This is a genomic window from Kroppenstedtia guangzhouensis (genome assembly GCF_014637345.1).
GTDB classification, from domain to species: Bacteria; Bacillota; Bacilli; order Thermoactinomycetales; family DSM-45169; genus Kroppenstedtia; species Kroppenstedtia guangzhouensis.
The window spans coordinates 262,826-289,341 of record NZ_BMEX01000003.1 but is presented as its reverse complement, the minus strand read 5'-3'; the positions used below and the strand labels follow the sequence as shown (position 1 = coordinate 289,341).

27 protein-coding genes and 1 pseudogene are annotated in these 26,516 nt (G+C 53.4%); 15 read left to right on the top strand and 13 right to left on the bottom strand.

Annotation, left to right across the window (positions count from 1 at the left end):
* The first annotated feature begins 40 nt into the window (after positions 1–40).
* From IEV46_RS05960 to obgE, 7 genes are all read left to right on the top strand, one after another.
* A complete protein-coding gene (locus IEV46_RS05960; RefSeq protein WP_188430927.1) occupies positions 41–859 on the top strand; it encodes a M23 family metallopeptidase in 819 nt (272 codons plus the stop codon).
* On the top strand, positions 852–1,715 hold the full coding sequence (locus tag IEV46_RS05955) for a M50 family metallopeptidase (protein ID WP_188430925.1): 864 nt from the start codon (positions 852–854) through the stop codon (positions 1,713–1,715). Before IEV46_RS05960 ends, IEV46_RS05955 begins: the two co-directional genes overlap by 8 nt.
* A gap of 156 nt (positions 1,716–1,871) precedes the next feature.
* A complete protein-coding gene (gene rplU / locus IEV46_RS05950; protein ID WP_188430922.1) occupies positions 1,872–2,183 on the top strand; it encodes a 50S ribosomal protein L21 in 312 nt (103 codons plus the stop codon).
* Positions 2,184–2,193: 10 nt separating this feature from the next.
* Complete coding sequence (locus tag IEV46_RS05945) at positions 2,194–2,532, top strand: ribosomal-processing cysteine protease Prp (protein ID WP_188430920.1); 339 nt, start codon at positions 2,194–2,196, stop codon at positions 2,530–2,532.
* Between the two features lie 26 nt (positions 2,533–2,558).
* A complete protein-coding gene (gene rpmA, locus IEV46_RS05940; protein ID WP_188430918.1) occupies positions 2,559–2,861 on the top strand; it encodes a 50S ribosomal protein L27 in 303 nt (100 codons plus the stop codon).
* Between the two features lie 89 nt (positions 2,862–2,950).
* Positions 2,951–3,676 carry a Spo0B domain-containing protein gene (locus IEV46_RS05935; RefSeq protein WP_188430915.1) on the top strand — a complete coding sequence of 242 codons (726 nt, stop codon included), beginning with the start codon at positions 2,951–2,953 and terminating at the stop codon, positions 3,674–3,676.
* A 17-nt stretch (positions 3,677–3,693) separates the two neighbouring features.
* Entirely contained in the window at positions 3,694–4,971 is a 1,278-nt protein-coding gene (obgE, locus tag IEV46_RS05930; RefSeq protein WP_188430913.1) for a GTPase ObgE, read from the top strand.
* 35 nt (positions 4,972–5,006) lie between these two features.
* Here obgE and IEV46_RS05925 read toward each other — a convergent pair whose 3' ends face one another.
* The 4 genes from IEV46_RS05925 to IEV46_RS05910 form a co-directional block, all read right to left on the bottom strand.
* The gene (locus IEV46_RS05925) at positions 5,007–5,384 is read right to left on the bottom strand and encodes a ribonuclease G (RefSeq protein WP_188430911.1); all 378 of its coding nucleotides are present in this window, start codon (positions 5,382–5,384) and stop codon (positions 5,007–5,009) included.
* A gap of 366 nt (positions 5,385–5,750) precedes the next feature.
* On the bottom strand, positions 5,751–7,217 hold the full coding sequence (putP, locus tag IEV46_RS05920; protein WP_188430909.1) for a sodium/proline symporter PutP: 1,467 nt from the start codon (positions 7,215–7,217) through the stop codon (positions 5,751–5,753).
* 158 nt (positions 7,218–7,375) lie between these two features.
* Positions 7,376–8,923 (bottom strand): L-glutamate gamma-semialdehyde dehydrogenase, encoded by a 1,548-nt coding sequence (gene pruA, locus IEV46_RS05915; protein ID WP_188430907.1) that lies wholly within the window; start codon positions 8,921–8,923, stop codon positions 7,376–7,378.
* Positions 8,924–9,106: 183 nt separating this feature from the next.
* Positions 9,107–10,021: a proline dehydrogenase family protein gene (locus IEV46_RS05910; protein ID WP_188430905.1), complete on the bottom strand. Its 915-nt coding sequence runs from the start codon at positions 10,019–10,021 to the stop codon at positions 9,107–9,109.
* 181 nt (positions 10,022–10,202) lie between these two features.
* Between IEV46_RS05910 and IEV46_RS05905 the strand changes: the two genes are divergently transcribed.
* On the top strand, positions 10,203–11,780 hold the full coding sequence (locus IEV46_RS05905; protein WP_229735929.1) for a sigma-54 interaction domain-containing protein: 1,578 nt from the start codon (positions 10,203–10,205) through the stop codon (positions 11,778–11,780).
* Between the two features lie 229 nt (positions 11,781–12,009).
* Here IEV46_RS05905 and IEV46_RS05900 read toward each other — a convergent pair whose 3' ends face one another.
* Both IEV46_RS05900 and IEV46_RS05895 read right to left on the bottom strand, forming a co-directional pair.
* Positions 12,010–12,906 carry a fructosamine kinase family protein gene (locus IEV46_RS05900; RefSeq protein WP_188430903.1) on the bottom strand — a complete coding sequence of 299 codons (897 nt, stop codon included), beginning with the start codon at positions 12,904–12,906 and terminating at the stop codon, positions 12,010–12,012.
* The gene (locus IEV46_RS05895) at positions 12,906–13,370 is read right to left on the bottom strand and encodes a low molecular weight protein-tyrosine-phosphatase (protein WP_188430901.1); all 465 of its coding nucleotides are present in this window, start codon (positions 13,368–13,370) and stop codon (positions 12,906–12,908) included. Before IEV46_RS05895 ends, IEV46_RS05900 begins: the two co-directional genes overlap by 1 nt.
* Before the next feature lie 204 nt (positions 13,371–13,574).
* On the opposite strand from IEV46_RS05895, the gene IEV46_RS05890 reads away from it, so the two are divergent.
* The 6 genes from IEV46_RS05890 to ilvE all read left to right on the top strand — a co-directional run bounded on the left by IEV46_RS05890 (position 13,575) and on the right by ilvE (position 19,402).
* Positions 13,575–14,024: an ACT domain-containing protein gene (locus tag IEV46_RS05890; protein ID WP_188430899.1), complete on the top strand. Its 450-nt coding sequence runs from the start codon at positions 13,575–13,577 to the stop codon at positions 14,022–14,024.
* 19 nt (positions 14,025–14,043) lie between these two features.
* The gene (locus IEV46_RS05885; RefSeq protein WP_188430897.1) at positions 14,044–15,345 is read left to right on the top strand and encodes a homoserine dehydrogenase; all 1,302 of its coding nucleotides are present in this window, start codon (positions 14,044–14,046) and stop codon (positions 15,343–15,345) included.
* On the top strand, positions 15,342–16,403 hold the full coding sequence (gene thrC / locus IEV46_RS05880; RefSeq protein WP_373284558.1) for a threonine synthase: 1,062 nt from the start codon (positions 15,342–15,344) through the stop codon (positions 16,401–16,403). Before IEV46_RS05885 ends, thrC begins: the two co-directional genes overlap by 4 nt.
* Before the next feature lies 1 nt (position 16,404).
* The gene (gene thrB / locus IEV46_RS05875) at positions 16,405–17,325 is read left to right on the top strand and encodes a homoserine kinase (RefSeq protein ID WP_188430893.1); all 921 of its coding nucleotides are present in this window, start codon (positions 16,405–16,407) and stop codon (positions 17,323–17,325) included.
* A gap of 33 nt (positions 17,326–17,358) precedes the next feature.
* Positions 17,359–18,255 (top strand): prephenate dehydratase, encoded by an 897-nt coding sequence (pheA, locus tag IEV46_RS05870; protein ID WP_188430891.1) that lies wholly within the window; start codon positions 17,359–17,361, stop codon positions 18,253–18,255.
* Positions 18,256–18,490: 235 nt separating this feature from the next.
* On the top strand, positions 18,491–19,402 hold the full coding sequence (ilvE, locus tag IEV46_RS05865; RefSeq protein WP_188430889.1) for a branched-chain-amino-acid transaminase: 912 nt from the start codon (positions 18,491–18,493) through the stop codon (positions 19,400–19,402).
* An 85-nt stretch (positions 19,403–19,487) separates the two neighbouring features.
* Here the strand turns inward: ilvE and IEV46_RS05860 are convergent, their stop codons facing one another.
* From IEV46_RS05860 to IEV46_RS05835, 7 genes and pseudogenes are all read right to left on the bottom strand, one after another.
* Positions 19,488–20,288: an alpha/beta fold hydrolase gene (locus tag IEV46_RS05860; protein ID WP_188430887.1), complete on the bottom strand. Its 801-nt coding sequence runs from the start codon at positions 20,286–20,288 to the stop codon at positions 19,488–19,490.
* Positions 20,239–20,622: a hypothetical protein gene (locus IEV46_RS05855; protein ID WP_188430885.1), complete on the bottom strand. Its 384-nt coding sequence runs from the start codon at positions 20,620–20,622 to the stop codon at positions 20,239–20,241. Before IEV46_RS05855 ends, IEV46_RS05860 begins: the two co-directional genes overlap by 50 nt.
* Positions 20,623–20,907 (bottom strand): hypothetical protein, encoded by a 285-nt coding sequence (locus IEV46_RS18010; protein ID WP_229735928.1) that lies wholly within the window; start codon positions 20,905–20,907, stop codon positions 20,623–20,625. It abuts the gene before it with no gap.
* Between the two features lie 52 nt (positions 20,908–20,959).
* Positions 20,960–21,076: pseudogene (locus tag IEV46_RS18595) on the bottom strand (TetR/AcrR family transcriptional regulator); the annotation flags it as partial.
* A gap of 190 nt (positions 21,077–21,266) precedes the next feature.
* The gene (gene map / locus IEV46_RS05845) at positions 21,267–22,016 is read right to left on the bottom strand and encodes a type I methionyl aminopeptidase (protein ID WP_188430883.1); all 750 of its coding nucleotides are present in this window, start codon (positions 22,014–22,016) and stop codon (positions 21,267–21,269) included.
* Between the two features lie 317 nt (positions 22,017–22,333).
* Positions 22,334–22,543: a YbdD/YjiX family protein gene (locus IEV46_RS05840; protein ID WP_188430881.1), complete on the bottom strand. Its 210-nt coding sequence runs from the start codon at positions 22,541–22,543 to the stop codon at positions 22,334–22,336.
* On the bottom strand, positions 22,540–24,633 hold the full coding sequence (locus IEV46_RS05835) for a carbon starvation CstA family protein (RefSeq protein ID WP_188430879.1): 2,094 nt from the start codon (positions 24,631–24,633) through the stop codon (positions 22,540–22,542). Before IEV46_RS05835 ends, IEV46_RS05840 begins: the two co-directional genes overlap by 4 nt.
* Before the next feature lie 388 nt (positions 24,634–25,021).
* On the opposite strand from IEV46_RS05835, the gene IEV46_RS05830 reads away from it, so the two are divergent.
* Entirely contained in the window at positions 25,022–26,308 is a 1,287-nt protein-coding gene (locus tag IEV46_RS05830) for an MDR family MFS transporter (RefSeq protein ID WP_188430877.1), read from the top strand.
* The last annotated feature ends 208 nt before the right edge of the window (positions 26,309–26,516 follow it).

The window sequence follows — 26,516 nt, the reverse complement described above, 5'->3', positions numbered from 1 at the left end:
CATAACCCGGTGAGACAAGTCATAGGATGTACCAAAACCGATGTGGAAAAAAGGGGCGGTGAATCCCATGATGGAATGGTCCCGGGGCATAAGCAAAAGGCGACAGAACCGGATCCGGGCGATCAGGGAAGGAAAAGGTCTCCCCAGAGGAGGGGGTGGCTTTCGTCGCCGGAGCCAACCGATTTTCCCCAAAAAAGACCCGGTGGGTAAATGGGACGAGCTTCCTTGGAACCGTCCCGGCGTCTGGGAGAAAGAGGGGAGGAAAAAGGGAGAGAGTCGGTTGTTGATTCAAAGCTTCTTCGCCTTTTTTCTGATGACGGGAGCTTGGCTGGTCTTTCAATCCAATACTCCATCGGCAAAACAGGCTCAAAGCTTCATTTCCGAAGTGATGAACCGGGATTACAACTTTCAGGGCGTGGCCCGGTGGTATGAGGAAAACATCGGCGGGGCACCGGCGATTCTGCCCACATTTCGGGAAAATCAAGGGGAGCGGGAAAGAGGAAATTCATCCTGGGTTGCTCCGATCCGGGGGACTGTCGTCCAGCCCTTCAAAAAAGGAGGGCGGGGAGTTGTCATTCGCACCAAGCCCGGGTCACCGGTGGTTGCGCCGGCGGAAGGGTGGGTGGTGGAGACTGGAGAGCAGGAAGGACTGGGGAAAACTGTGGTCCTCCGTCATGCCGGTGGGAAAGAAACCTGGTATGGATGGCTGAAGGAGATCCGGGTGAAGAAAAAAGATTGGGTACAACCGCGCCAGCTTTTGGGCGAAGTGGATGGTCGGGAGGGGGAGCCTCTCCTTTTCTTCGCCCTCAGACAGGGAGGCGATTTTGTCAACCCTGCGGGGGTGGTCGCCTTTGAGTAGCCTTTTTTCTCTGCCAGGAATTCAGGTTCGTATTCATAGTTTGTTCTGGTTGGTGATCTTCTCTTCAGTGGTGACAGGCCAATTTCTGGAGGTGATCACCCTCTTTGTCTTGGTGCTGATCCATGAACTGGGTCATGTCAGCGTCGCCCGTTCTTGTGGTTGGCGGATGTCCGGAATTCAGCTACTCCCTTTCGGCGGTGTCGCCCATACGGATGAATGGGGAACGGTGCCTGCCCGGGAAGAGATCGCTGTAGCCCTGGCAGGTCCTTTTCATAATGTCATGATGGTTCTTTTTGGGTACGCTTTTTATCGGATGGGGTGGTGGTCGGAGGAGTGGATGCGTTATTTTGTACGAGGAAACGCCTTGATGGCGGGCTTTAACCTGTTGCCGATCTATCCTCTGGACGGGGGCAGGATCTTACAGGCTTTGCTCAGCTATCACTTATCCTATCGCCGGACACTTACAACGAGTCTGACGTGCAGTATGGCCGGGGCTTGTCTGGTTCTGCTTTGGAGTGTGTGGGGCAGGGGCTGGGATCTAAATCTGAGCGTCATCGCTCTGTTTTTGGTATACTCCAATGGGATCGCTTTTAAACAAAGGGATTTTCAATATATGCGCTTTCTGATGAAGCGAAGTGAATCGACGGTTCCTGCCCATGCCCGTATCGTCCAATTGAAGGTAAACCATGATGAAATCTTGGCATCGGTGTTGAAAAGGTTGCAGAAGGAGGCCTATCATATTGTGATGGTGCGGGATTCCCGGGGAGTCTGGTCTCCTCTTCCGGAAGAGGCGCTGTTCCGCCGTTTTTTTCATGAGAAAAAACCGGACAGCCGGATTGGAGACCTGATCGCTTAGTCTACATTGACAATCCCAATCGATTGTGTTAAGATTTTCTTTGTGCAATATGCGCTTGCTCTCCCGGAGTAAGCTGTACCGCACGGGATGGGTTTTAACATAAGGGATTTCCCCACCCATTTCCGGCGAGTCTTCACAGGAGAAGGAGGTTCCGGGATGTACGCACTGATCGAGACCGGTGGCAAACAATATCGCGTCGAAGAAGGACAAACGATCTACATTGAAAAGCTGGCTGCCGATGAAGGTGAAACGGTCACCTTTGACAAAGTGCTCCTCATCAACAAGGAAGAGGGGACTGTGGTGGGTACACCGGTGGTAAACGGTGCCAAAGTGACCGGTAAAGTGGAAAAGCACGGCAAAGGCAAAAAAGTGACCGTATTCAAATTTAAACCGAAAAAGAACTACAAGCGGAAACAAGGACACCGCCAGCCCTTCACCAAAGTGGTTATCGAGAAGATCGAGGCCTGATTCTCACTCCATGATACAGATTTCTTTGTATCGTGACGGAGAAGGGGAGTTGGAGCGGGTCGTCCTCCAGGGACATGCCGGCTTCGGGGAAGCCGGCGAGGATCTGGTCTGTTCAGCGGTGTCCGGGATCGCGCTCGGCTTGACCAATGCTTCGGAAACCCTCCTCGGAGTTCAAATCCACCCGGATGGTGTGGATGAGGAGGAGGGGGGGTACCTGGATTGTCGGATTCCGGACGGTCTGACCCCCGAAATACGGGAGAAGGTCCGTTTCCTCCTGGATGTGATGGCGGCAGCCCTTCAATCGGTGGCGGATGCATACCCCGCTTTTATTCAAATCCGAGAATGTTGATTTTCATATAAAGGAGGTGGACATCCATGCTGAAAATGAACTTGCAGTTTTTCGCTCAGAAAAAAGGGGTCGGTTCCACCAAAAACGGCCGGGATAGCATTGCCAAGCGCTTGGGTGTGAAACGTGGAGACGGTCAACTGGTAAGTGCTGGAAGCATCCTTGTCCGACAACGGGGGACCAAGATCTATCCCGGGATCGGCGTTGGCCGTGGCGGCGATGACACCCTCTTCGCCAAAGTGGAAGGCGTCGTGAAATTTGAACGGATGGGCCGAGACCGCAAACGGGTCAGTGTTTATCCCCAAGCGGAATTGGCCCAAATCGAAGCCTGATTGGAGTCGAGAAACCCCGGCTGGACCGCCGGGGTTTTTTCATGGGCAAAAATGGATTAACATAGATAGAAAAGACGGGAGAGGGTTTTGTGCCGAAAGGGTTCACTTTTTGGCTGAGGATGGCTCCCCTGGCAGTGGGGATGCTGCTTTTATCCGTGCATCCTTGGGATTGGCGGGTGGGCCTGGCGACTGGATTGGGGTTGTCTGTTGTGGCCGCTTGGTGGGTGAGAGATTGGTTACGCCAGTTGGAAAAACAGCATCAAAAGCGGAGCGCCCGGGAACAGTTGGAACTGTTGAGCCGGCAACGCCATGACTGGATGAATCATCTCCAGGTTTTGATGGGGTTTACCACTTTGAATAAACCGGAACGAATCGCCCCCTATCTGCAGGAGCTGGTGAACCGGTTGGAAATCGAACGAGTGAGTTCCCGCTTGGAGCCTCCGGACTTGGCTTTGAGACTCGCCTTGTTGAACCGGGATCACCCGGAGTGGCACTGGGTGGTGGAGATCGGGGAGGAAATGGGGCAACTGCCGGAAAATGTGGCTGATCGAATCGGACGGATCCTCGAACAAACGGCAACCTGGCTGAAACCGTTTGCCGGGGAGCAGGGGGAAGTGAAGGATTTGTACTTCCAACTCTCCGGAGATCAGGAGGGATTCCTGATGAAATTCAGACCGGAAGGGGAAGAGAAGAAATATTCCACGGGTGAATGGCAGCAGCTTCGGGAAAGGATAAAAGCATGTGGAGGAGAAGCGGTGCTTGGGGATTCCGGACGGTTTTTCGACATCTGGATTCCGAATGATAGAAATACATAACACAGGCGGTGGGGAACATGTTTGTGGACAAGGTGAAAGTGTTTGTCAAAGGGGGCGACGGCGGGAATGGCATGGTCGCCTTTCGGCGGGAAAAGTATGAGCCCCACGGAGGTCCGGCAGGTGGGGACGGTGGCCGGGGCGGGGATGTTGTGTTTCAAGTGGACGAAGGCCTGCGGACGCTGATGGATTTTCGTTATCGAAAACAATTTAAAGCCGACCGGGGAGAGCATGGACGTTCCAAAAGTCAGCATGGAAAAGGAGCGGATTCCTTGGTGGTGAAGGTTCCGCCGGGAACACTGGTCGTCGATGCGGAGACTGGCGAGACGATCGCCGATCTGACCGAAAAGGGTCAGACAGCGGTCATCGCTCGAGGGGGGCGGGGAGGACGGGGAAACATCCGGTTTTCCTCTCCCAAAAATCCAGCTCCCCGTGTTGCGGAAAACGGAGAGCCCGGGGTGGAGCGATGGGTGGAACTGGAGTTGAAACTCCTGGCCGATGCAGGACTGGTAGGTTACCCTAGTGTGGGGAAGTCCACTTTGCTGTCTGCAGTGTCTGCGGCCCGTCCCAAAACCGGAGCCTATCATTTCACCACCATCCACCCCAATCTGGGTGTGGTGGAAACGGAGGATGGTCGCAGCTTTGTCATGGCAGACCTGCCCGGTCTGATCGAAGGAGCGCACACAGGGGTTGGTCTGGGTCATCAGTTTTTGCGTCATGTGGAACGGACCCGGGTATTGGTACATGTGGTGGATATGGCGGGTTCCGAGGGGAGAGATCCCTATGAGGACTGGGTGAGAATCAACGAAGAGTTGAGATTGTATCGGGATGAGCTGGTCAATCGGCCCCAAATCGTCGCTGCCAATAAAATGGACCTCCCCGAAGCGGAGAAAAATCTGGAGAGGTTTAAAGCCGCCATCGATGGGGAAGTTCCTGTCTTTCCCGTTTCCTCCGCGACCCGCGAGGGCCTGCGGGAGCTTCTGTTTGCGGTGGCGGATCGTTTGGATGCGCTTCCTGAAGAGACACTGGAAAAAGGGAAGAAGGAAGAACGGAAGATATACCGAAGTCCTGCTGCTGAGGAGCCTTTCTGGATCCGCAGAGAGAATGAACTCTTTGTGGTGGAAGGGGAACGGGTGGAAAAGTTGGTCAAAATGACGAATTTCCAGTATGACGAATCGATCCGCCGCTTTGCACACACCCTGAAACGGATGGGGGTGGATGATGCTCTCCGGGAAAAGGGGGCCAAGGAAGGGGATACAATTCGGATTGGGGAGATGGAGTTCGATTTTCAGGATTGAAACAAACAACTGGGCGAAATCCGCCCAGTTGTTTGTTAATAATCTGTTGTCGGCATTTCATAATTTCTTGTCGGCACATCTACAGAGACTGCTAAAATAACGGATAAAACGATAAGCAAGATTGACACTAGGATTCCGGCGAAAAAAATCACCGCTCCCCAGATGGCCCACTTGCGTTGCACCCGTTTAAAGTGCTCCACACTCTCCCAGTCCTTCGCTTTCCAAGCCCATTCGCTTCCTTTGGCTCCCAGGACAAAAATCATAATAAATCCGACAAAGGGCACAAAGCTTAGAAAAGAGATCCAGACATGGTTGCCGATTCCCCAGATCCAGCTGAGGAAAAAGGCACCCCAGTTCCATTTTTTTACTTCCGAAGGAACTTCTTCGGAATGGGGTTCGATTCTTTCTTCCATGTTTCATTCTCCTTGCTGCTATGTAGTTGAGTTGAAGCTCACCTTTAGTGTGGGAAGCGTATGTACAGTGTACATCGATTCAGCTTCAATAGTAAAGTTGTTTTTTGGTTAAATTCCCTTTTCTGATGGTTTACAGGGAGACCCAGAACATCTTTTTTGATCATGACCGTTTACCGGGCAAATTGCTGCTTTCCCGCTTCCTTAGTCGGTGTTTGCCGATGGTTTCGGGGAGGCGTCGACACAGGCCTCTCACCTTTATTTCATAATGAAATAAGTGTATGTGATGAAGCAGACCTCGTCAAGTTCCCATCAAAATAAAGAGGATGGTTCCCATGTTTTGGGGAACCATCCTGTTGATCCAGCGCGTTAAACCTTGATTTGTTTAATCGCTTGGTCAAAATCGGCTTCAATCTCAGCTTCGGGTTTCTTAGTCAACAGACTAACTACAATAATTGCGATCGTGCAGGCGATGAATCCGGGAATCATTTCGTAGATCTCCTGTACAGCCTCGATATTTGACCAGATGATCACTGTTGCCGCACCGGTCAGCATACCCGCCAGTGCACCCCATTTGTTCATGCGTTTCCAGTACAGGCTGAGAAGTACCACCGGTCCAAAGGCGGAGCCGAATCCGGCCCAGGCGTAACCCACCAGATTCAAGATGGTTTCATTGGGGTTGAAGGCCAGGTAAAGGGCGATCAGAGCCACTCCCAGCAAGGAGAGGCGACCGACCAGGACCAGCTCTTTGTCCGAGGCGGAGCGGCGGAAAAAGGCGCGATAGAAATCTTCGGTCAGAGCGCTGGCCGTCACCAGTAACTGAGAGGAGATGGTGCTCATAATCGCTGCCATGATCGCCGACAGCAGGAAACCGGTGATCAGGGGATGAAATAAAATTTTGGCCAGTACAATAAAGACGGTCTCCGGATTGTCCAAGGTCAATTGCTCTTTATGAAAGTAAGCAATACCGATCAGACCGGTAAACATCGCTCCTACGATGGAGAAGATCATCCAGCCCATGCCGATGCGGCGGGCGTTTTTCATCTCTTGGACTGAAGTGATGGCCATAAAGCGAACGATGATATGAGGCTGCCCAAAGTACCCCAATCCCCAGGCCAACAGGGAGAGGATGCCGATCACACTCGTCCCTTTAAAGGCATCCAGCAACGACGGATCAATGGAACGAATCTCAGCGAAAGTGGCATCGAATCCCCCAGTTTGCGTAATGACCACGATCGGAACCAGGACCAGGGCGAGAAACATGATCGTTCCCTGCACAAAGTCCGTCCAGCTGACAGCGAGAAAGCCGCCGAACAGGGTGTACAGGATTACGACTCCCGCAGTGAGCCAGATTCCCCACAAATAATCCATGCCGAAGGCGCTTTTAAACAACTCGCCGCCGGCAACCATTCCCGAGGAGGTGTAGAAAGTGAAGAAGATGAAAATGACCAGTGCAGAGACAATCCGCAGGATGCGGGAATCGTCTTTAAAGCGGTTTTCAAAATAGTCCGGAATTGTGATGGAATTATTGGCGATCTCTGTGTAGGTTCGCAGACGGGGAGCTACATACAGCCAGTTCAGCCAAGCACCGGTGGTTAATCCGACCACGATCCATCCACTGCTCAAGCCGGCGGCGTACATCGCGCCGGGAAGACCCATCAACAGCCATCCGCTCATGTCCGATGCTCCGGCGCTCAACGCCGTCACTGCAGGTCCGAGGTTCCGTCCTCCGAGCATATAGTCAGATAAGTCTGAAGTCCGTCTGTAGGCATAATAGCCGATGGACAACATGGCAACCAAATAAATTCCGATGGAAATAAAAACGCCAGACTCCATGAGTTCCCCCCCTAAATGGTTCAGCAATCATTTTAAAATGCTTTCAAGCTGGATTCAGTGAAAAAACAACCTGCACTCTATGATACGATACATTGATCCGCTTTATTTATTTTTACGGACAGCAATCTCGATATCTGAGACTGCTGTCCGTGTAATTTTTATAACATCTGACTGATCGTTTTGGCCTGCATGTGTAGAATCAAGTAGTCAGGTCCGCCGGCCTTTGAATCAGTTCCTGACATCTTAAATCCGCCGAAGGGATGGTACCCCACAATGGCTCCGGTGCAGTTGCGGTTGAAGTAGAGGTTCCCCACATGGAAGTCACGCTTGGCACGCTCGATGTGCTCCGCATTGTTGGAGATGACAGCTCCGGTTAAGCCGTATTCGGTGTTATTGGCAATCTCAATCGCTTCATCAAAGTTCTTGGCTTTACAGAAGGCGACTACCGGCCCGAAGATCTCTTCCTGCATGATGCGGGCTTTGGGATCGACGTCGGCGAAGATGGTCGGCTGGATGAAGTATCCTTTGGAATCATCCGCCTCGCCGCCGATTACCAACCGCCCTTCCTCTTTTCCGATATCAATGTAACCGGTGATTTTGTCGAAGGCCTTCTGGTTGATGACTGGCCCCATGTAGTTCTGGTGGGAGCGGGGATCTCCGACGGTCAGATCCTTCGTCAGCCGAACCACTTTTTCCAGCACCTCATCGTAAACATCCTCATGGATGACGGCACGGGAACCGGCGGAACATTTTTGGCCGGAGAAGCCAAAGGCAGAGGTGACGATAGCTTCGGCTGCCAAGTCGAGATCCGCCTCCCGGTCCACCACCATGGTATCTTTTCCACCCATTTCGATGATGACGCGCTTCAGATGGGTCTGACCTTCATGGACGACGGATGCCCGTTGGTAAATGCGGGTTCCCACGGCGCGGGAACCGGTGAAGGTGATCAGTGCGGTTTTCGGATGGTCGACCAGGTATTCGCCGACTTCAATCGGATCTCCGGGAACAAAGTTTACAACCCCTTTGGGGACCCCGGCTTCTTCCAGTACCTCAACAAATTTGGCGGCAATCACTGGTGTCGATTCCGCTGGTTTCAACAGCACAGTGTTCCCGGTGACCAAGGGGGCGACAGTGGTGCCCACCATGATCGCGCAGGCGAAGTTCCATGGGGGGATCACCACACTGACGCCGGTTGGGGTGTAAATGTAGCGGTTCACTTCGCCTTCCCGGCTGTTGACCGGTTTCCCGTCTTTCAGCTCCAGCATCTGGCGGGCATAGTATTCCATAAAGTCAATCGCCTCAGCCGTGTCGGCATCTGCCTCTTTCCAGGGTTTTCCCGCTTCTTTCACCAACAGAGCGGAAAACTCATGTTTGCGACGACGGACCTTGGCAGCGGCACGGAAAAGGATCTCGGCACGGGCAGCTGGGTCCCACTTTCTCCAGCTTTCAAAGGCTTCAAGGGCGGCATCCATCGCTTGGTCAGCCAGTGCTTGGTTGGCTTTGGAGACGGTGCCGATGATTTCTTCTTTATTTGCAGGGTTGACAGATACCAATTTTTCTTCGGTGGAAATCCGCTCCCCGCCGATGATGAGCGGATAGTCCTGACCCAGGGAAGCTTCCACTTGGTTTAAAGCGGCTTCAAAGGCCCGCCGATTCTCCTCATTGGAAAAGTCGGTGAAAGGTTCATGCTTGTAAGTGGTGGTCATGATCAATCTCCTTTCCTCATCCGGATCTCAGCTTATTTTTTAAAGCAAGAAATATGCCATAAACCATCCCCGTTTAGATGAGGATGGATTCTCTTTTAGATGGAGAGTTATACATATTTGTAAAGACAGTGTACAGATATTAACATGATTGTAAATGTATCCGTTTTCCTGAATTAACATCTTTTACTTGGAGAAGAAGCCTTTCAGGGCGAAGGTGACATTTTGCGGCCGTTCGGCCAAACGACGCATGAAATAACCAAACCAGTCGTTGCCGTAGGGGACATAGACTCGTACTGTGTATCCTTCTTTTACCAGCTGGAGCTGCAATTCGTTCCGAAAACCGTATAACATCTGAAACTCAAACCGGTTCCGGGAAATTTGTTTCTCCTCGGCAAAGGCTTTCACCTTGGCGATGATGTTGTGATCATGGGAAGCGATGGCAGTATAACTGCCGCTGGTGAGGTGCTCCTGAATAATCTTTATATAGTTTTCGTCCACTTTTTCCTTGTCCTGAAAAGCCACCTCGGGGGATTCCTTGTAAGCACCCTTCACCAGGCGGAGCGGAATCCCCTTCAAATCCTTCACATCCTGCATGGAACGGTGAAGATAAGCCTGAATCACCGTCCCGACGTGATCATAATCCTTGCGGAGCTCTTTGAGCAAATCCAACGTGATCTGGCAATGGGCGTAATCCTCCATGTCAATCCGCACAAAATTGTTGTGTTTTTGGGCGGTGTCCAGTATTTTACGCATATTGTCGAGGCAGAATTGATAATCGATATCCAAACCAAGTTGGGTCAATTTCAGGGAGAGATTGGAGTTGACTCCGAATCTAGCGATCGCTTTCAAGGTGTCGATGCAGTACCGGGTGGATTCAGCGGCTTCTTCCCTGCTGGAAACAAACTCACCCAAGTGGTCCACGGTGCATACGAGCCCTTTTTCATTCAGGGAACGGACTGTCTTCATGGCACTTTCGATGCTTTCCCCGGCCACCACCTGGGCAGCTCCGAATTTCAGTCCCCACCTCCTTGCAGCCCGATTGAGAATTTTGTTTTGAGAGGCGTATAGAAAGATATTTTTTGAGATGGATTCAATCATGGTCTTCCTCCCAACCACCGTAATAGTTCAGTTCCTCTGATTTCAAGTGTTATGAACAAGCAATTATCGTGCCATTTATGTTTTCCACTGAATGGAGATTGACAGGTTCTTGATTTTGAACAATTATGTTTAAGTAGATACAAAGTTGTATTTTTGTATACAAAAGTGAATATGGAGGGGGGTGAAGAAATTGCAACAACAGATCTCTCTGCTTTCATTGGCGTCACCTTGGGAGAAAGCCTTGGATCCGGCCGGCATGCAAAAGGTTCCCATGGATGCATCGCTGTCCGATTTGGATGAATCGGCTCTGGACAAGGATCTGGCACTGCAGGATCAAGAGGGAGAATTTGTAGGGTGGATCCCTGCTCGAAAGATTACAAAAGTCCTGTGGCAACAGTGGAACATCTGCCGCGCCTACTATGAAACACTGTTGGAGGCTGTTGATGATGCGATCACAGCTGTGGACGGAAAAGGGAATATCGTTTCCTGGAATCATCGATCGGAAGCGATCTTTGATTATTCCCGGGATCAAATTCTGGGCAGGCCGATCACCGAGTTTTTTGAGCAGGATGCCCTTGAAGTGATGTCGGTGTTGACCGGGGGAAAAGGGGGGAAAGGGGTCTTCCGGAAGTACCATCAACCCAGCCCCCATGTTTATGTTCTGATCAATGCATTGCCGGTGGTGATGAATCACCGAGTGATCGGCGGGATTTCTGTGGAACGGGATATTACCGATGTGGTCAGACTGAATGATGAACTGTCCACGACCACTGCTTACATTCAGGATTTGGAAAAGCAGTTCGATAAACAGAAGGTTGAGGATCCGTTTCATAAAATCAAAGGAAGGAGCCAAACCATTCGTCACGCGGTGGGGCTGGCCAAAAAAGTGGCGTCGACGGACGCTTCGGTTTTGATCACGGGGGAAAGCGGTGTGGGCAAGGAATTGTTCGCCGGCGCCATCCATAAGGGGGGACCCCGTGGAAAGGGGCCCTTCATCGATATCAACTGCGGAGCCATTCCCGCCCCTCTCTTCGAAAGTGAACTGTTTGGTTATGAACGGGGGACTTTCACCGGGGCAAACAAGGAGGGGAAAAAGGGGAAGTTGGATGCCGCCAAGGGTGGAACCCTGTTCTTGGATGAAATCGGGGAGATGCCCTTGGATCTGCAAGTAAAGCTGTTACGGGTTTTGCAGGAAAAGCGATATTATCGGGTCGGCGGCACGGAGCCGATCCCTTTGGACGTCCGGATCATCGCTGCCACCAACCGGGATCTGGAGGAGATGATCGAGGCGGGACGGTTCAGATCGGATCTGTATTATCGGCTCCATGTGGTCTCTATCCGAATCCCTCCTCTGCGTGAACGAATGGAAGATATCCCGGAGTTGATCCAGCTCTGTCTGAATGAGTTTTCCCTCAAATATTCCAAGCCGATTCCCGAACTCGACCCAGAGGTGATGTATCGCTTTATCCACCATGACTGGCCCGGGAATGTGAGGCAACTGCGCAACATTATTGAACGGATCATGATCTTGACTGATGGAGAAACGATTCGGCCCCATCATTTGCCAAACCAGTTCATGAAGAGGAAAAAAGATGGAACCACAAGCCCACCCTCTCTCCATTCCCCGGTGGCCGACAGTGAAGAGATGAGGATCCGGAATGCTTTGAAAACCACCTATGGCAATAAATCCGCCGCCGCCAAACTGCTCGGCATCTCCAGAGCCACACTGTACAATAAAATACGGAAGTACCATTTGTGAAAGGAAAGGGATTCCTGATCGGGAGTCCCTTTTTGTGTTGGTGGAGAAGGCGATGCTGGAACTGCGGACATGGAGGGAACACTGTCGCCCCCCCTGTTCCCGATTCATCATATTGTGAGCAAGAAGGGGAGGCTGCTTTGGTCAGCTTGTTCCGGTGAGAGGAGAATGTCGCTTCGGAGCTGTTACATCAACAAAGTCCGTCTCCCGTAACAGGGAGACGGACTTTGTGCTACCCCGCATATTGTTTGAGGATCCGGTCCACTGAGGCCCCGTAGGATTCCCCAAAGTGGTTGAGGTGGACGAGGAGGTAGTAGAGTTGGTAGAGAGGCTTTCGGTCTTGATAGTCGGTTTTCAGAGGAAAAGCTTCCCGGTAGGCATCATAAAAGCGGTTAGGGAAACCGCCGAAAAGTTCGGTGAAAGCCAGATCCACTTCTCGATGCCCATAGTAGACCGCCGGATCGATCAGATAAGGAGCCCCGCCGGGACCGACCATCCAGTTGCCCCCCCACAGGTCGCCGTGGAGAAGAGAGGGGGAAATGGTGGAGTCATCCAGCCAGTTATCCAGCCGATCCAGCAATCGGTTTAACAGACGGTTCCGATCGGGAGGAAGTCGGTTTCTTTTGCCGGCGATCTCCATTTGGGGCAGTAGGCGGCAGTCCCGGTAAAAGTCGGCCCACTTTTTTCTTTGACGATTGGGTTGGGGCAGGAGACCAATAAAGTTGTTCCGTTCCAGACCGTAGACGGAGGAGGTATGTTGGTGGAGTTCCGCCAGTCCCCGGCCCAGGGTTTCCGCCATCCCATGAGGCTGGATCGAACTCGGCTCGATCCATTCCATCAAGATCCAGCCGGTCCCTGTTTTCTCCGGTCCTTCGTGGGCGATCACTTCCGGGATCTGAATGGACCGGCTGTTCCGGGCCAATCTCTCCAACCCGTCCCGTTCAGCGGTGAAGATACCGGCGGGAGCCTCGGTCCGGAATTTTAAAAAATAGCGCCCTGCCGGGGTTTCCAACCGGAAAGACTGTCCGATGTCCCCGCCAGAGACGGGGTGGGGTGGTTGCAGTGGACCGGGATCACCATATGTGCGCAGTGCTGATTCCACCGTCGACTTGAGGGCGAGAGGGAGCATCAGAGTCCTTCCCTTTCTCTGAGGGTTTTGATGATCCCTTGGCAACCTGCTTCCACCAACCGGTAGGTTTCCTCAAAATCCCCGGTGAAATAGGGATCGGGGACTTCTTTGTACTCTGTGTCGGGTATGAAATCGACAAACCGGTGGATTTCAGTTTCATTTCTTGCCAGTTTCTTTACATCCCCATAATTGTTGTTATCCATCACAATGACATAATCAAAGTTCTCCAAGTCTTGCTTCCCGATTTGCCGGGCCCGAATTCCGTCGACGGAAATACCGCGATCGGCGAGGAGGTCGCGAGTTCCCCGGTGGGGAGGTTCACCGGCGTGCCAGTTACCGGTTCCGGCGGAATCGACCCGTACTTTCTCCACTAATCCTTCCTCACGAAGTTGGTGTCGCAGCACCGCTTCAGCCATGGGAGAGCGGCAGATGTTTCCCAAGCAGACGAACAGAACAGATACCAAAGTAAGAGCACTCCTTTTTCATCCGGAATCAGAGCCAATCCTATCTTAACACAACATACCCCTGGCCCGGTGCAAAGGGAATTTTTACGATGAAAATGAAAGTGCTTTAAAGGAGAGTTAACAAAATAATTCTTGCAAAGGGAAGAGGTACCCGGTATAATGTCCGTTATATAAAAACATTTGTCTTCTTTAGGAGGACATAAAATGAATCCAAAGGATGAGACCTACTATCTGATCCGTTCCGACATGTTGCCCGAGGCGATTCAGAAGACGGTGAAAGCCAAAGCGATGCTGGCATCAGGGGAGGTGCAAACAGTCCAGGAGGCAGTGGACGGGGTAGGGATGAGCCGCAGTTCTTTTTACAAATATAAAGACGGAGTGTATCCCTTCAATGCCCTGATGAAAGAGAAAATCGTCACCATCTCTCTGACGTTGGAGCATCGTGCAGGAGTGTTATCCGGCATTTTGTCCTATCTGGCGATGCGCAGAGGGAATGTGCTGACGATTCATCAGACCATTCCCCTGCAGGGAATAGCAGGGGTTACCATGTCTCTTGACACGGCGCAGGTGCTGATCAGTTTGACAGAGTTGATCGACGGAATGAAAGAGATGGACGGGGTGGTTCGGGCGGCCCTTGTGGGTCGGGGAGAATAAGATAGAAGGAGTGGGGAAGATGGTACAAGAACCGATCCGGGTGGGTTTGATGGGCCTTGGCACTGTGGGTTCCGGCGTGGTCCGTCTGGTGAAAAACCACCGGGAGGACCTGTTTCATCGGTCGGGGCGTCGGATTTCCATTGAGAAGATATTGGTGAGAGACAAGGAGAAAGAGCGATCTGTTCAAGTGGATCCCGCCTTGCTGACGGACCGGCCGGAGGAGATTTTGCAAGATCAACGGATCGATTTGGTGGTGGAGGTGATGGGCGGGATCGAACCCGCATACTCCTGTATCCGGCAAGCGCTGGAAGGGGGAAAACATGTGGTTACGGCCAACAAGGATCTGATGGCGCTGCACGGGACGGAGTTGCTGACCATCGCCCGTGAAAAGGGTTGTGACCTCTTTTACGAAGCCAGCGTTGCCGGAGGAATTCCCATTCTGCGGGCCTTGACGGAAGGACTTTCCTCGGATCGAATCACGGCGATCATGGGGATTGTCAACGGCACCACCAACTATATTTTGACGGAGATGACCCGGAAAGGCACTCCCTTTGCCGATTCCCTCGCCCAGGCTCAGGACCTGGGTTACGCCGAAGCGGATCCCACCGCTGATGTGGAAGGGCTGGATGCGGCCCGAAAGATGGTGATCCTGGCCAATCTGGGCTTCCATACTCACCTTTCTTTGGAGGAAGTGTCCGTGCGGGGGATCACTGACGTGACCACGGAGGATATCCGGTTTGCCGGGCAGTTGGGTTATGTGCTCAAGTTGATGGGGATCGCCAAGCGGGACGAGGGGAGAGTGGAGGTGAGTGTGCAACCGGCACTGTTGTCCGAGGAACACCCTCTGGCAACGGTGGATGGGGTGTTCAATGCGGTCTATGTCCATGGGGAAGCGGTGGGAGAGACGATGTTCTATGGTCCGGGGGCAGGAGAGATGCCTACTGCCACCGCTGTGGTCTCCGATCTGGTGACAGTGGTGAAAAACATGGGGCTCGGGGTCAACGGCAGGGGAATCGTGGCCCCTTATTGTGAGAAACGATGGAAAAGTTCCCGGGAGATTTTCGCCAAACATTTTCTTCGCCTCCGGTTGGCGGATGAGGCAGGTGTGATGGCTGGACTGACGGGAATCTTCGCCGAGGAGGCGGTCAGCCTGGAAAAGGTGTTACAGGTACCGGTTTCCCGGGGGGATGAGGCGGAAATCGTCCTGATCACGCATACGGCGAGTCAACACCAGTTGGAGGCGGTCCTCCATCGGCTGGACGAGATGCCGGCAGTGCGCCGGCTGATGAGCCACTATCGGGTGGAAGGAGGAGAGGGATGATGAATCCGGGGGTGATCCAACGATATCGACAATTTTTGCCTGTCACCGATGAGACTCCCCATCTGACCCTTCATGAAGGGGGCACTCCTTTGATTCAAGCCCGCCGGCTGTCAGAGGAATGGGGGATCGATCTCCGCTTGAAAGTGGAGGGATTCAATCCCACTGGCTCCTTCAAAGATCGGGGAATGGTGATGGCCATCGCCAAGGCGGCGGAAGCCGGGAGCCAGGCGGTGATTTGTGCCTCGACGGGGAACACTTCGGCTTCTGCGGCAGCCTACGCTGCCCGTATGGGACTTCGTTGCATTGTGGTAATTCCCGACGGTTACGTCGCCCTGGGGAAGTTATCCCAGGCAGTAATGTATGGGGCGGAAGTGCTGGCGGTGCAGGGCAACTTTGATCAGGCGCTGGAAATCGTTCGGGAGATCGCCGGCCATCATTCGGTCACCTTGGTCAATTCGGTCAATCCTTACCGGATTGAGGGGCAGAAGACGGGGGCTTTTGAGATCTGTGACCAATGGGGAGTGGCTCCGGATATCTTGGCGATTCCTGTAGGCAATGCCGGCAACATCACCGCTTACTGGAAAGGATTCAAGGAGTACCGGGAGGCGGGCCGCAGTGGGAAACTGCCGCGCATGTGCGGGTTTGAAGCGGAAGGGGCGGCCGCCATTGTGCGGGGAGAGCGGGTGGATCAACCGAAGACAATGGCCACTGCGATCCGGATCGGCAACCCGGCCAGCTGGAAGTCGGCTGTGGAGGCGGCCAATGAGTCCGGCGGCAAAATCGACAGTGTCACCGATGAAGAGATCCTGGAGGCTTACCGGGATTTAGCCCAAAAAGAAGGGGTTTTTTCCGAACCGGCCTCGGCGGCTTCCCTGGCAGGGGTGAAAAAACTGTGCCGGTCGGGGGAGATTCCGAAGGGTGCCCGGGTGGCTTGCATTCTGACGGGAAACGGTCTTAAAGATCCGACAACGGCCATGGAAGCGATTGCCGTGAAACCCCGGGTGCTTTCCTGTGACAGGGAAGCGGTGATGGAAGCGGTGACGGGAAGGGAGGGGTAAAATGGATCCGTTTCAACCCTTTGAAGTGACGGTGCCGGGAAGCAGTGCCAACCTGGGTTCCGGCTTCGATTCCATCGGTATGGCGGTGAACTGTTTCCTCCACCTGCGTTTTTCTCCGGCGGAAAAATGGACTGTCTCGTCTGAAAACGAGTCACTCCGGGAAATTCTGCGAAACGGGGACAATCTGATCCTGGAGATGATGGGGGAGGTATTCCGATCCGTGGATCAGCCGCTGCCCCCCTTCCGAATGGAAGTGGAGACAGGGATTCCCTTGATGCGGGGGTTGGGAAGCAGTGCGGCCGCCATTGTGGGCGGGTTGGTGGCGGCCAATCACCTGTTGGGCAACCCCTTCAGTTCTCAGGAGCTGTTTCGGCTGGCGGTCCACCGGGAAGGACATCCCGACAATGTGGGTCCGTCGCTGTTCGGCGGAGTGGTGGTCGCCTCCTGGGACGGGGAGGAAGCCCATGCAGTTCAGGCGCCGCTTCCTCCCTTCACCGTGGTTGCAGCCATTCCGGAGGTGCCCTTGGCTACCTCCCGCTCCCGGAAAGCTTTGCCCGGCCGATTGGGTTTTGGTGAGGCGGTTTTGGGCAGCAGCCGGGCCAATTTGCTGACCGCGGCTCTCTTCGCCGGGGACTGGGATGCCTTTCGGGTGGGCTTGAGGGACCGGTTCCACCAACCCTATCGGAGTCCCCTGGTTCCGGGGTTGGACCGGGTGTTGCAGGGGGCGGTCCGCCATGGCGCCCTCGGAGCGGCTCTGAGCGGAGCAGGTCCCACCATGGTCGTCTTCACTTTCGATCCTGATCCGGTACGTCAGTTTGTGGCGGAAGTCTTCCGAGAGGAGAGGGTCCCGGTTCAGGTGTTGACCCTGTATCCACAGGCTGAAGGGGCTGCCGTCCGGTTGACAGAGGAAAGGGGATCATAGTAGAGTGTTGGGAAACATCAAAGGAGAGAGCCCATGAGACATCCGGTGGCCTATCTCGGGCCGCGGGGGACTTTCACCCATGAAGCGGCCCGGGCATTGTTTCCAGAGACAAACTACCAACATACACCCTGCGACTCCATTCCGGAAGTATTGCTCGCTGTGGACCGGGGGGAGTTTGCTCACGGGGTGGTGCCTGTGGAAAACGCGATTGAGGGATCGGTCAATCTGACACTGGATTGGCTGGTGCATCATGTAAGCGTGACCCTGACTGCAGAACTGGTCCATCCCATCAACCAGAATCTGATGGTTCATCCAGATCATGCCCATTGGCCGCTGGCCGGTTTTACACGGGTATTGTCCCATCCTCAAGCGGTGGCTCAGTGCCGATCCCATCTGCGGAAAATTTTGCCTGGGGTTGCTGTCACCTATGTGGACAGCACCGCAGAAGCGGCTCGACGGGTGGCAGGCCATCCGGAGGAAGCCTGGGTAGCCATCGGTCCCCAAAGTTCCGGCTTGTTGTACGGTTTGACGATACTGGAGTCAGGGGTCCAGGATTATCCCAACAATTTCACCCGGTTTATCTCCGTGGGCCAACCTTGGACACACCCGACGGCAACCGCTGTCGGGTGGAAGACGACTCTCCTGATCACGCTGCCCTCAGATTTTCCCGGTGCTCTTCACCGGGTGCTGGCCTCTTTTGGCGACCGCAAGATCAATCTGTCCCGGATTGAGTCCCGGCCCACCAAGAAAAGGCTGGGAACCTACTACTTTTTCATTGATGCGGAGGAGGCATTGGAGCACCCGGGGATGGTTGAAGCCGTCGCGGATGTGGAGCAGTGGGGTTGCCGGGTGCGCCGGTTGGGCTCCTACCCCTGCTACACTTTCGACAAAATCGGTGGTCCCCGTCCGGTTGACAAGGGCCAACGATGAACCTATAATCATCGTTAAATTCAGTTTTTTATATTCAGCTTTTGGAATCATATCAGAAGGATACCTAGGGTTCCGCTTCGCCGATGTTGTGAAGGTCTGGTCCAAGCGGTATCAACACCTGACTCCGGTGTACACCGTGGGGAGAAAAGCCCCTTGCGGCAGGTTCTGATTTCCGTTCAGCCTGTTGTGAGGGGTTTTGTTGTATCCAAAATTAGAAATTTCGGGGGTGGAATCCATGGAAGAGCGCTGGGTGTACATGAATGGAAATTTTGTGAAAAAGGAGGAGGCTGCTGTCTCTATTTTTGATCACGGGTTTCTCTACGGGGACGGGGTGTTTGAGGGAATACGGGTCTACGGGGGGAATGTATTCCGGCTTCGGGAACACTTGGAGCGCCTGTATGAATCCGCCCGTTCCATCCTTCTTGACATTCCGGTGGGGATCGAGGAGATGGAGGATGCGGTGCTGGAAACAGTAAGGAAAAACAGGTTGACTGATGCATACATCCGGTTGGTAGTCTCCCGGGGGAAGGGGGAACTCTGTCTGGATCCGGCCAAGTGTTCCAATCCCCAGGTCATCATCATTGCCGATCAAGTCAAAATGTTCCCCCAGGAACAGTATGATAATGGATTGAAAATCATCACCGTCCCTACCCGTCGCAATGTACCTGATGCACTCAACCCGAAGATTAAGTCCCTCAATTATCTGAACAATATCCTGGTGAAGATCGAAGCCAATCAGGCCGGGGTGGGGGAGGCCCTGATGCTGAACAGCGACGGTTACGTGGCCGAAGGATCGGGAGACAATATCTTTATTGTCAAGCGGGGTATCCTTTATACACCCCCCGGATATGTAGGCGCCCTGGACGGGATCACCCGCCGCGCCATCATGGACTTGTGTGACCGTCTCGGATATGTGGTGAAGGAGCAGCCTTTCACCCGTCATGATGTTTATGTGGCGGATGAGGCTTTCCTCACGGGAACCGCCGCCGAAGTGATCGCTGTCGTCCAGGTGGATGGCCGCAGGATCGGGGAGGGCAAGCCGGGGCCGATCACCCGTCATCTACTGGCGGAATTCCGCAAGCTGGTTACCGTTGAGGGGTCCAAGGTGTATCCAAAACCCACTGTGGAGAAAGCGACGAGCGGTTAAGCGGATGGAGAGCAACTTCATAAGAGAGGAAGGAGCAATAAAAAGTGCCCATGGAGCCGAGCCAAGCTCGATTCCATGGGCTTTCTCATATCTGATCCGCTGTTTCACTCCACACCCACCGGAGGGCATCAAAGAGGGCTTCAGGTCTGACAGTCGGGATCATATGTGACGTGTCGGGAAGCTTGATCAATCTGGAATGGGGAAGCTCCCGGTGCAACCGGTTGGATTGCAGTTTTGGATCGAGGAAAGGATCCTGTTCCCCGATGACGATGGCGACCGGCACCCAGATCTCAGGGTAGCGGGGACTCAGTTGGCTTGCAGTTGGACTGAAATAGAGAATATCCTCCCAGTTGGCCTTGATTTGGCCGGGTCTTGGCCATAGGACTGAAGCCAGTTTCAGATACTCGGGCGGGGCGGGGTCCGGTGCAAAGGTGGCTTTCACCACGGAGTTGACGATCCTGCAGCCCAGAGGTGGTAGAACCGTGTTCGACAGAAAGTCCCCGATTACGGGGGTGGTGATGAGTCGGGAGAGAAGGAGGTTGCCCCGGCTGGCGGGGTAGGCTTCCCCGCCATACACTGCCGCCCCGAGCAGGACGGCGCCGCTGATCTCCCTGGGGTAGTTCAAGGCATAGGAGAGGACAAGCGGGCCGCTCATGGAATGTCCGGCGAGTACAGGCCTCTCAACACCCACTTTCTGTAATGCACCATGCAGAAGTCGGGCCTGGACGGTTGCCGTCACTTTTTCCCTGCGAGGTCGTTCGCTGTAGCCGTATCTCGGACGATCAAATGCGATGGCCCGGCAATCCCGGTGAACCAGGTCCAGCACCCTGGAATAATCATAGGTGGACAGGATTCCACCATGAAGGAAGACGATAGGTTTGCCCATCTCCTTTGCTGACGTAGTGCAAGCGGTGGCCTTCAACGGAGACAAAGGAGCCGGCCGGAGGGAATTCCTCCTCCGCCTGATGAACCCTGCGACGGTTGTACCCATAGAGAAGGATGAACAGGAGGACCAGGGTCACCAGAATGAACGCCAGATCATCTCGGTTCGCTCCACCTCCATCATAGGGGTTGCAGATGAAATCTGATTCTCCATCCACCATCCAAGGCAGGGAGGGAAGGGTGAGGGACTCGGGGGCGGGAACCGGCGGGATTCCCCATAGATCACAGCCGGTTTTGTACAAAAGTTGAAGTTGGTCGGCACCTTGGGTGCCGAACATCTAGCTGCCCAACAGGGCATTGAAGACCAGACAGGCCAAAGCGGGAGCTTCCTTCTCTGGGTGACCCCGCTCGATGAGCACGGTGCCCAGGGATTGGATGGTCGTCTGGGTAAATAGATTCAATGCCCGGACAGAGGCTGGGGAATGCAGTCCGGGAGCGCCCAGGATTTGCATGACCATCCGGGTGTACAGCGGGAAAAACCCGGTCTGGCCCAGACGAAGGGTCATGGAAAATGCCCATCTTCGCAACCGGTCTTCCGGCGTTTCTCCTTCTGAAAGCGCCAAACGGCCCGCTTAATCCAAGCCTGACTGAAGCACTTCTGCAAAAAAGCTGTTCCTTTGAACCGAAGTAATGATGGACCAGGCCGTGACTGAGTCCAGCATCGGCCGCAATGGCCGAAACGGTCGTCCCCGCATAGCCGTTGTCGGAGAATCTTCGCAGACCGGCTTTCAGGATTTGAAGGCGGGGATCTTTCCTGTGGGTTTGGTTGGGGGGGATGTTCGTCGCGGTTTTGGCTGTGGTTCCGACGGATCACTGATCGGCTCCGTCTTCATTCACACTGGAAAATTGCGATGGAGAGGATCGACAGTCTCCGGGAGGGGAGAAACCGATCAAGATCGGGGCCCACATGGGCCCCAAATCTTTATTTCTGTTCCGTCAAAACGACCGGTCCGTCATCGGTGACGGCCACGGTGTGTTCATATTGAACGCAGATGGAGCCGTCGACCGTACGGGCTGTCCACCCGTCTTTGTCAATCTGTGCGCACCAACTGCCGAGGGTGAGCATTGGTTCAATGGCGAGAACCATGCCCGCTTTCAGGAGGGGCCCGGTATTGGGAAGGCCGAAATGGGGAACTTGGGGCTCTTCCCAGAGTTCACGGCCGACACCATGGCCGGAGAACTCCCGGACGATTCCGTAGCCGAGGGGTTCTGCAAAGGACTGTATGGCGTGGCCGATGTCTCCGATCCGGCGGCCGGGTCGGGCCTGTTCAATGCCGAGGAACAGTGCTTTCTCACTATCCTTCATGAGTCGGCGGATCTTCGGGGAGACCTCACCCACGGCATAGGTCCAGGCGGAGTCACCATGATAGCCTTCATAGCGGGCTCCGATGTCGATCGTGACCACATCGCCTTCTTTCAGAGGCTGGGAGCGGGGAAAACCGTGGCAGATCTCATCATTGAGAGCGACGCAGATGGAAGAGGGAAAACCATGATGCCCCTTGAAACTGGGTGTCGCCCCGCTTTTTCGGATATGTTGTTCCACCAAGGCGTCCAGATCCCGGGTGTTCACCCCGGGGCGGATGGCTTGGCTCATCAGGGCGTGACACTCGGCAACGATGGAACCGGCCTTGCGCATGACTTTCAGTTCATCCGAAGATTTCGTACGAATCATGCAGGACACCACCAGATGAAGAGTGCCGTCGGCGCAGAGGGGGTAGCTTGGGTGCAATCCACCGCCAAGCACCGCCGGAAGGTACTTAATGTGATCCTATGCAAACCGGAAAGTATTGTCAATCGATGACCCAAAAAGAAAGGCCCGCCGCCTTCACGGCGACTGGCCTTTCAGAAGCGTTGTGAAAAACCGTACAGGGAGGGTTGGGTTTCACATGAAGTGATTTTGGCAGGTTAAGAACTTTTACGCCGGAATGTAAAATCCAATTCCGACCGCCTTCAAACGCAGTAAATCACAACGCTCATAGTGGGAAGGATTCAACAACAGCGGCGAATCTTGCCCCCGCCGTATTTTTCGTCAGTGGCCCGCTTGTGGAATTCCTTCTCTGAGAGTGGGGTCTCACCGGGATGATTGCGGCGGAAGTGTTCCAGATAGCGTGCATAATCGGGAACTCCTGCGATGGCATTCAGGTAGGCGGTCATCGCTTTAAAGGATTTGGTGCAGGCTTGGAGAATGGTGTCAGTCATCCTTTGACGTTCCCTCCTTCCCAGGGGATGTAAGGGGATTCGGACAAGGGCAGGGCCTCCCGTTTCACCAGCTTTTTGTACCAGATCCGACCGGCGTCCAAGATGATCGCGATCACCATCAACATAAACAGACCGGTGAGAAGGGCGTCGATCTGGTTGTTGAACGCGATTCGGCTCATCTCATCCAGAGATTTGGCAGGGTGAAGTACCTCCCCGCTGGCAGCTGCCGCTTGAAATTTGTTGGCGGCGGCGAGGAACCCGATCTGGGGATCGGTATGAAACAGTTTCTGCCAACCGGCTGTCATTGTGACAACAGTCAACCAAGTGGTGGGAACCAGCGTGACCCAGGCATAAACGGCTTTGCCCATTTTGATCAGGATCGTGGTTCCGACGACAAGGGCGATCACTGCCAACATCTGGTTGGCGATGCCGAACAGAGGCCACAAGGTGTTGATCCCACCCAGGGGATCGATTACACCCTGATAGAGAAAATATCCCCACCCGGCGACGATGACGGCACTGCAGATCACATTAGCCGGATACCATTCGGTTTCTCCCCATTTTTTGGAGAATTGACCGAGGAGATCCTGCAACATAAAACGTCCGACCCGGGTACCGGCGTCAATGGTGGTCAGGATGAACACTGCTTCAAACAGAATGGCAAAGTGATACCAGAAGGCCATCAAGGCTTTCCCACCGATAATACTGGAGAAAATGTGGGCCATCCCCACGGCGAGGGTTGGCGCTCCACCGGTGCGGGACAGGATACTTTGTTCGCCGATATCTTTGGCCATGCCCGCCAGCTGTTCCGGTGTGACGACGAAGCCCCAGGTGGAGATGGTCCGGGCGGCGGAGACAACGTCTGCACCGATGACGGCAACGGGACTGTTCATGGCAAAATAAACTCCCGGAGTGAGCACACAGGCGGCGATCAAGGCCATGATCGCGACGAATGATTCCGTCAGCATCCCACCGTAACCGATGAAACGGGCCTGGCTCTCCCTGGAGATCATCTTGGGAGTTGTCCCCGAGGAGACCAAAGCATGGAATCCTGAGATGGATCCGCAAGCGATGGTGATAAAGACAAAGGGAAATAGATTTCCGGAGAAGACAGGTCCCGTCCCATCGATAAACCGGGTCACCGAGGGCATCTTCATTTCAGGCATCACAAGCAGAATGCCTAGAGCAAGACCAAAGATCACCCCGATTTTGAGAAACGTGCTTAGATAGTCCCGGGGCGCAAGCAGGAGCCAGACCGGGATGACGGATGCGACGAAGCCGTAAATGATCATCATCCAGGCGATGGTGGTTCCTTCAAAGGTAAACAGAGGGGACAAAGACGGGTGCTCGGCCACATACTGACCGACCCACAAGGAAATCATCAGCAAAAGGAAACCGATGATGGAGGTTTCCAGCACCCGGCCCGGCCGGATGAATCGCATGTAGATTCCCATAAACAGGGCGATCGGAATGGTCATCGCCAGTGTGAACATTCCCCAGGGACTGTTGGCGAGGGCTTGAACAACGACCAAGGCCAAGACTGCCAGCAGGATGATCATAATTCCGAGAATGGCGAAGAGGGCGATGAAGCCGCCGACGGGTCCGATCTCTTCCCGGGTGATTTCACCGAGGGATTTCCCGTTTCTGCGCATGGAACCGAACAGGATGATGAAATCCTGTACCGCTCCCCCCAGCACCACTCCGACAATAATCCACAGGGTGCCCGGCAGATAACCCATCTGGGCAGCCAAAATCGGTCCAACAAGGGGCCCTGCCCCGGCAATTGCTGCGAAATGATGTCCAAACAGAACCCATTTGTTGGTGGGGACATAATCCTTGCCGTCATTGTGCACTTCTGCAGGTGTTTTTCGCTTGTCATCCAGCTCAAATACTTTTTGGGCCAGGAACCGGCTGTAAAAACGATAGGCGACAGCGTAGGTGCAGACTGCGGCCACCAACAACCAGACAGCGTTGATCGATTCGCCCCGGGAAAGGGCGAGAATGCCGAAGGCAGCTGCTCCAGCGGCGGATACGGCGGCCCAGACCAGATAAGAGATCCACTTTTTCAACGGGAAGCTCCTCCAATCCATGAATCAGGTCAAATAATATACTCTTTGATGATTTCGATTATATCTGAGTAGTCAGTTTAATTACAAGCGATAATCGAGAGGAAGTTCGGTCAGGGAAAATCGAGGGGAACATCGGAAATTTATTTTTTACGATGTGCGATGGTTCGATTCAAGTACTTTTTGCTTTATGAATAAATATTCAATAGATATAGAGGTTTAAGTGTCTATTTTTGATAAAGGGACAGATAAGAGGTAAATCCGCTGATTATGTGTCACCTCAAATCTAATTAAAGGATAAGTAAAACGGAAAATTTTTAACCATTCTGTTTCCTTTCTCTCAGTTTGGTGTTATAATCTGTAAACGGTGTGCATTGAAAATTTGAACATATCTGCAAAGGGGTAAGGTTGAGTGACCAAAAATCCCAAATCTTCTTTCAGGACGAATGTGAGCGGTGTGATTCGGGACACGGTGATGAAGGTGCGTGACAGGTACCATCCGATTGTCTGGGTTCACTTTTGGCTCACAATGTCCCGGTGTATCACCGGATTTATGATGTATCCTTATTTGGTGGTCTATATGACAGAACAGTTGGGCGCCTCTGTTGTGGCTGCAGCGGGGGCAATCAGCTTTCCGTCATTTCTGTCCATGTTTTTCAAATTATGGGCGGGAAATGTTTCCGACCGGTTCGGGCGGCGACCGGTGTTGCTGTTTGTTCCGATGTTGCAATTTTTGATGCTGACGGGGATGATGTTTGCCAACGAAGTCTGGCACTTTTATGTGTTGTTGACATTGAACGGGTTGGTTTTCAACCTCTATACTCCGGCGGAAAGTGCACAGATCACCGATGTCGTCCCTGAACAGGAACGTACGGAAGCCTTTGCCCTCAATAATGTCGCGATCAATATCGGAGCGACACTGGGCCCTCTGCTTGGGATCGCGGCATATCATTTCAATCCCACTCTGATCTTCGGGGGAGAGGCTGCAGTGACACTGCTCACGGCGGCCCTGGTTTACTTCAAAGTTCCGGAGACAAAGCCTGATCACGTAGAGAAACCTGCGGAACAGGTGAGCAAAGGCTCTGTTTTTCGGGGATTGGGATCCCATTTCCCGTTGCTTCTGCTGATTGTATTGACCGTTCCAGCCTTTATGGTGGAGATGCAGATGAATTCGACGATGCCCTTGTATTTGAAAACCCAATTTGTTGACTATCTGTTCATTTACGGAACATTGCGAACTACCACAGGGATTTTGACTGTGGTACTCCAGATGCCTGTCACTCTGTGGAGTAAAAAATGGCAGGCGAAAAGGGTGGTCCTGGTGGGTTATTCTCTCTTGGTGGCGTACAGCCTCTTTTATGGGTTCACCCCTTTTTTCTGGATACTCGTGATTGCCGAAGCTTGTTGGACCTTGACCGATATGCTACTCTTTCCCAGGTTGAAACAGATTGTGTCGGTGATGGCCGATCCCAAAGTCCGGGCCCGGTATTTCTCCTTGTTTGACATCAGTCTCAGTGTGGCTAAAATGACAGCACCGGTGTTAGGAAGTATGGTGTTGGTACAATACGGCGGGAAAGCTTTGTTTGGAGGATTGGCTGTTTTATTGCTCCTAGCCGGGGTTTGCCAAGTGATCTTGGTATCGCGGGTGCTTTCCCCTGACAGCGGAAAGAAAGAACAGGCTCCTGAAATGACGGGTTGAGAGCGCAGGATATGCAATTTATCGAGTCTCTCATTCAAGACGCGATTCACCGATACCGGAATGTGCCTGGCTGACCAAAGGACTAAATGTAAACTTGCATAGCTCCTTCAACATTCAGAGGAGCTTGATTGAATGAGAGACTGAAGAAAAAACTGCACAAAATCTATCTGTATGATCTGGTTTATGAGCTGAGTAACTCTGATGCATG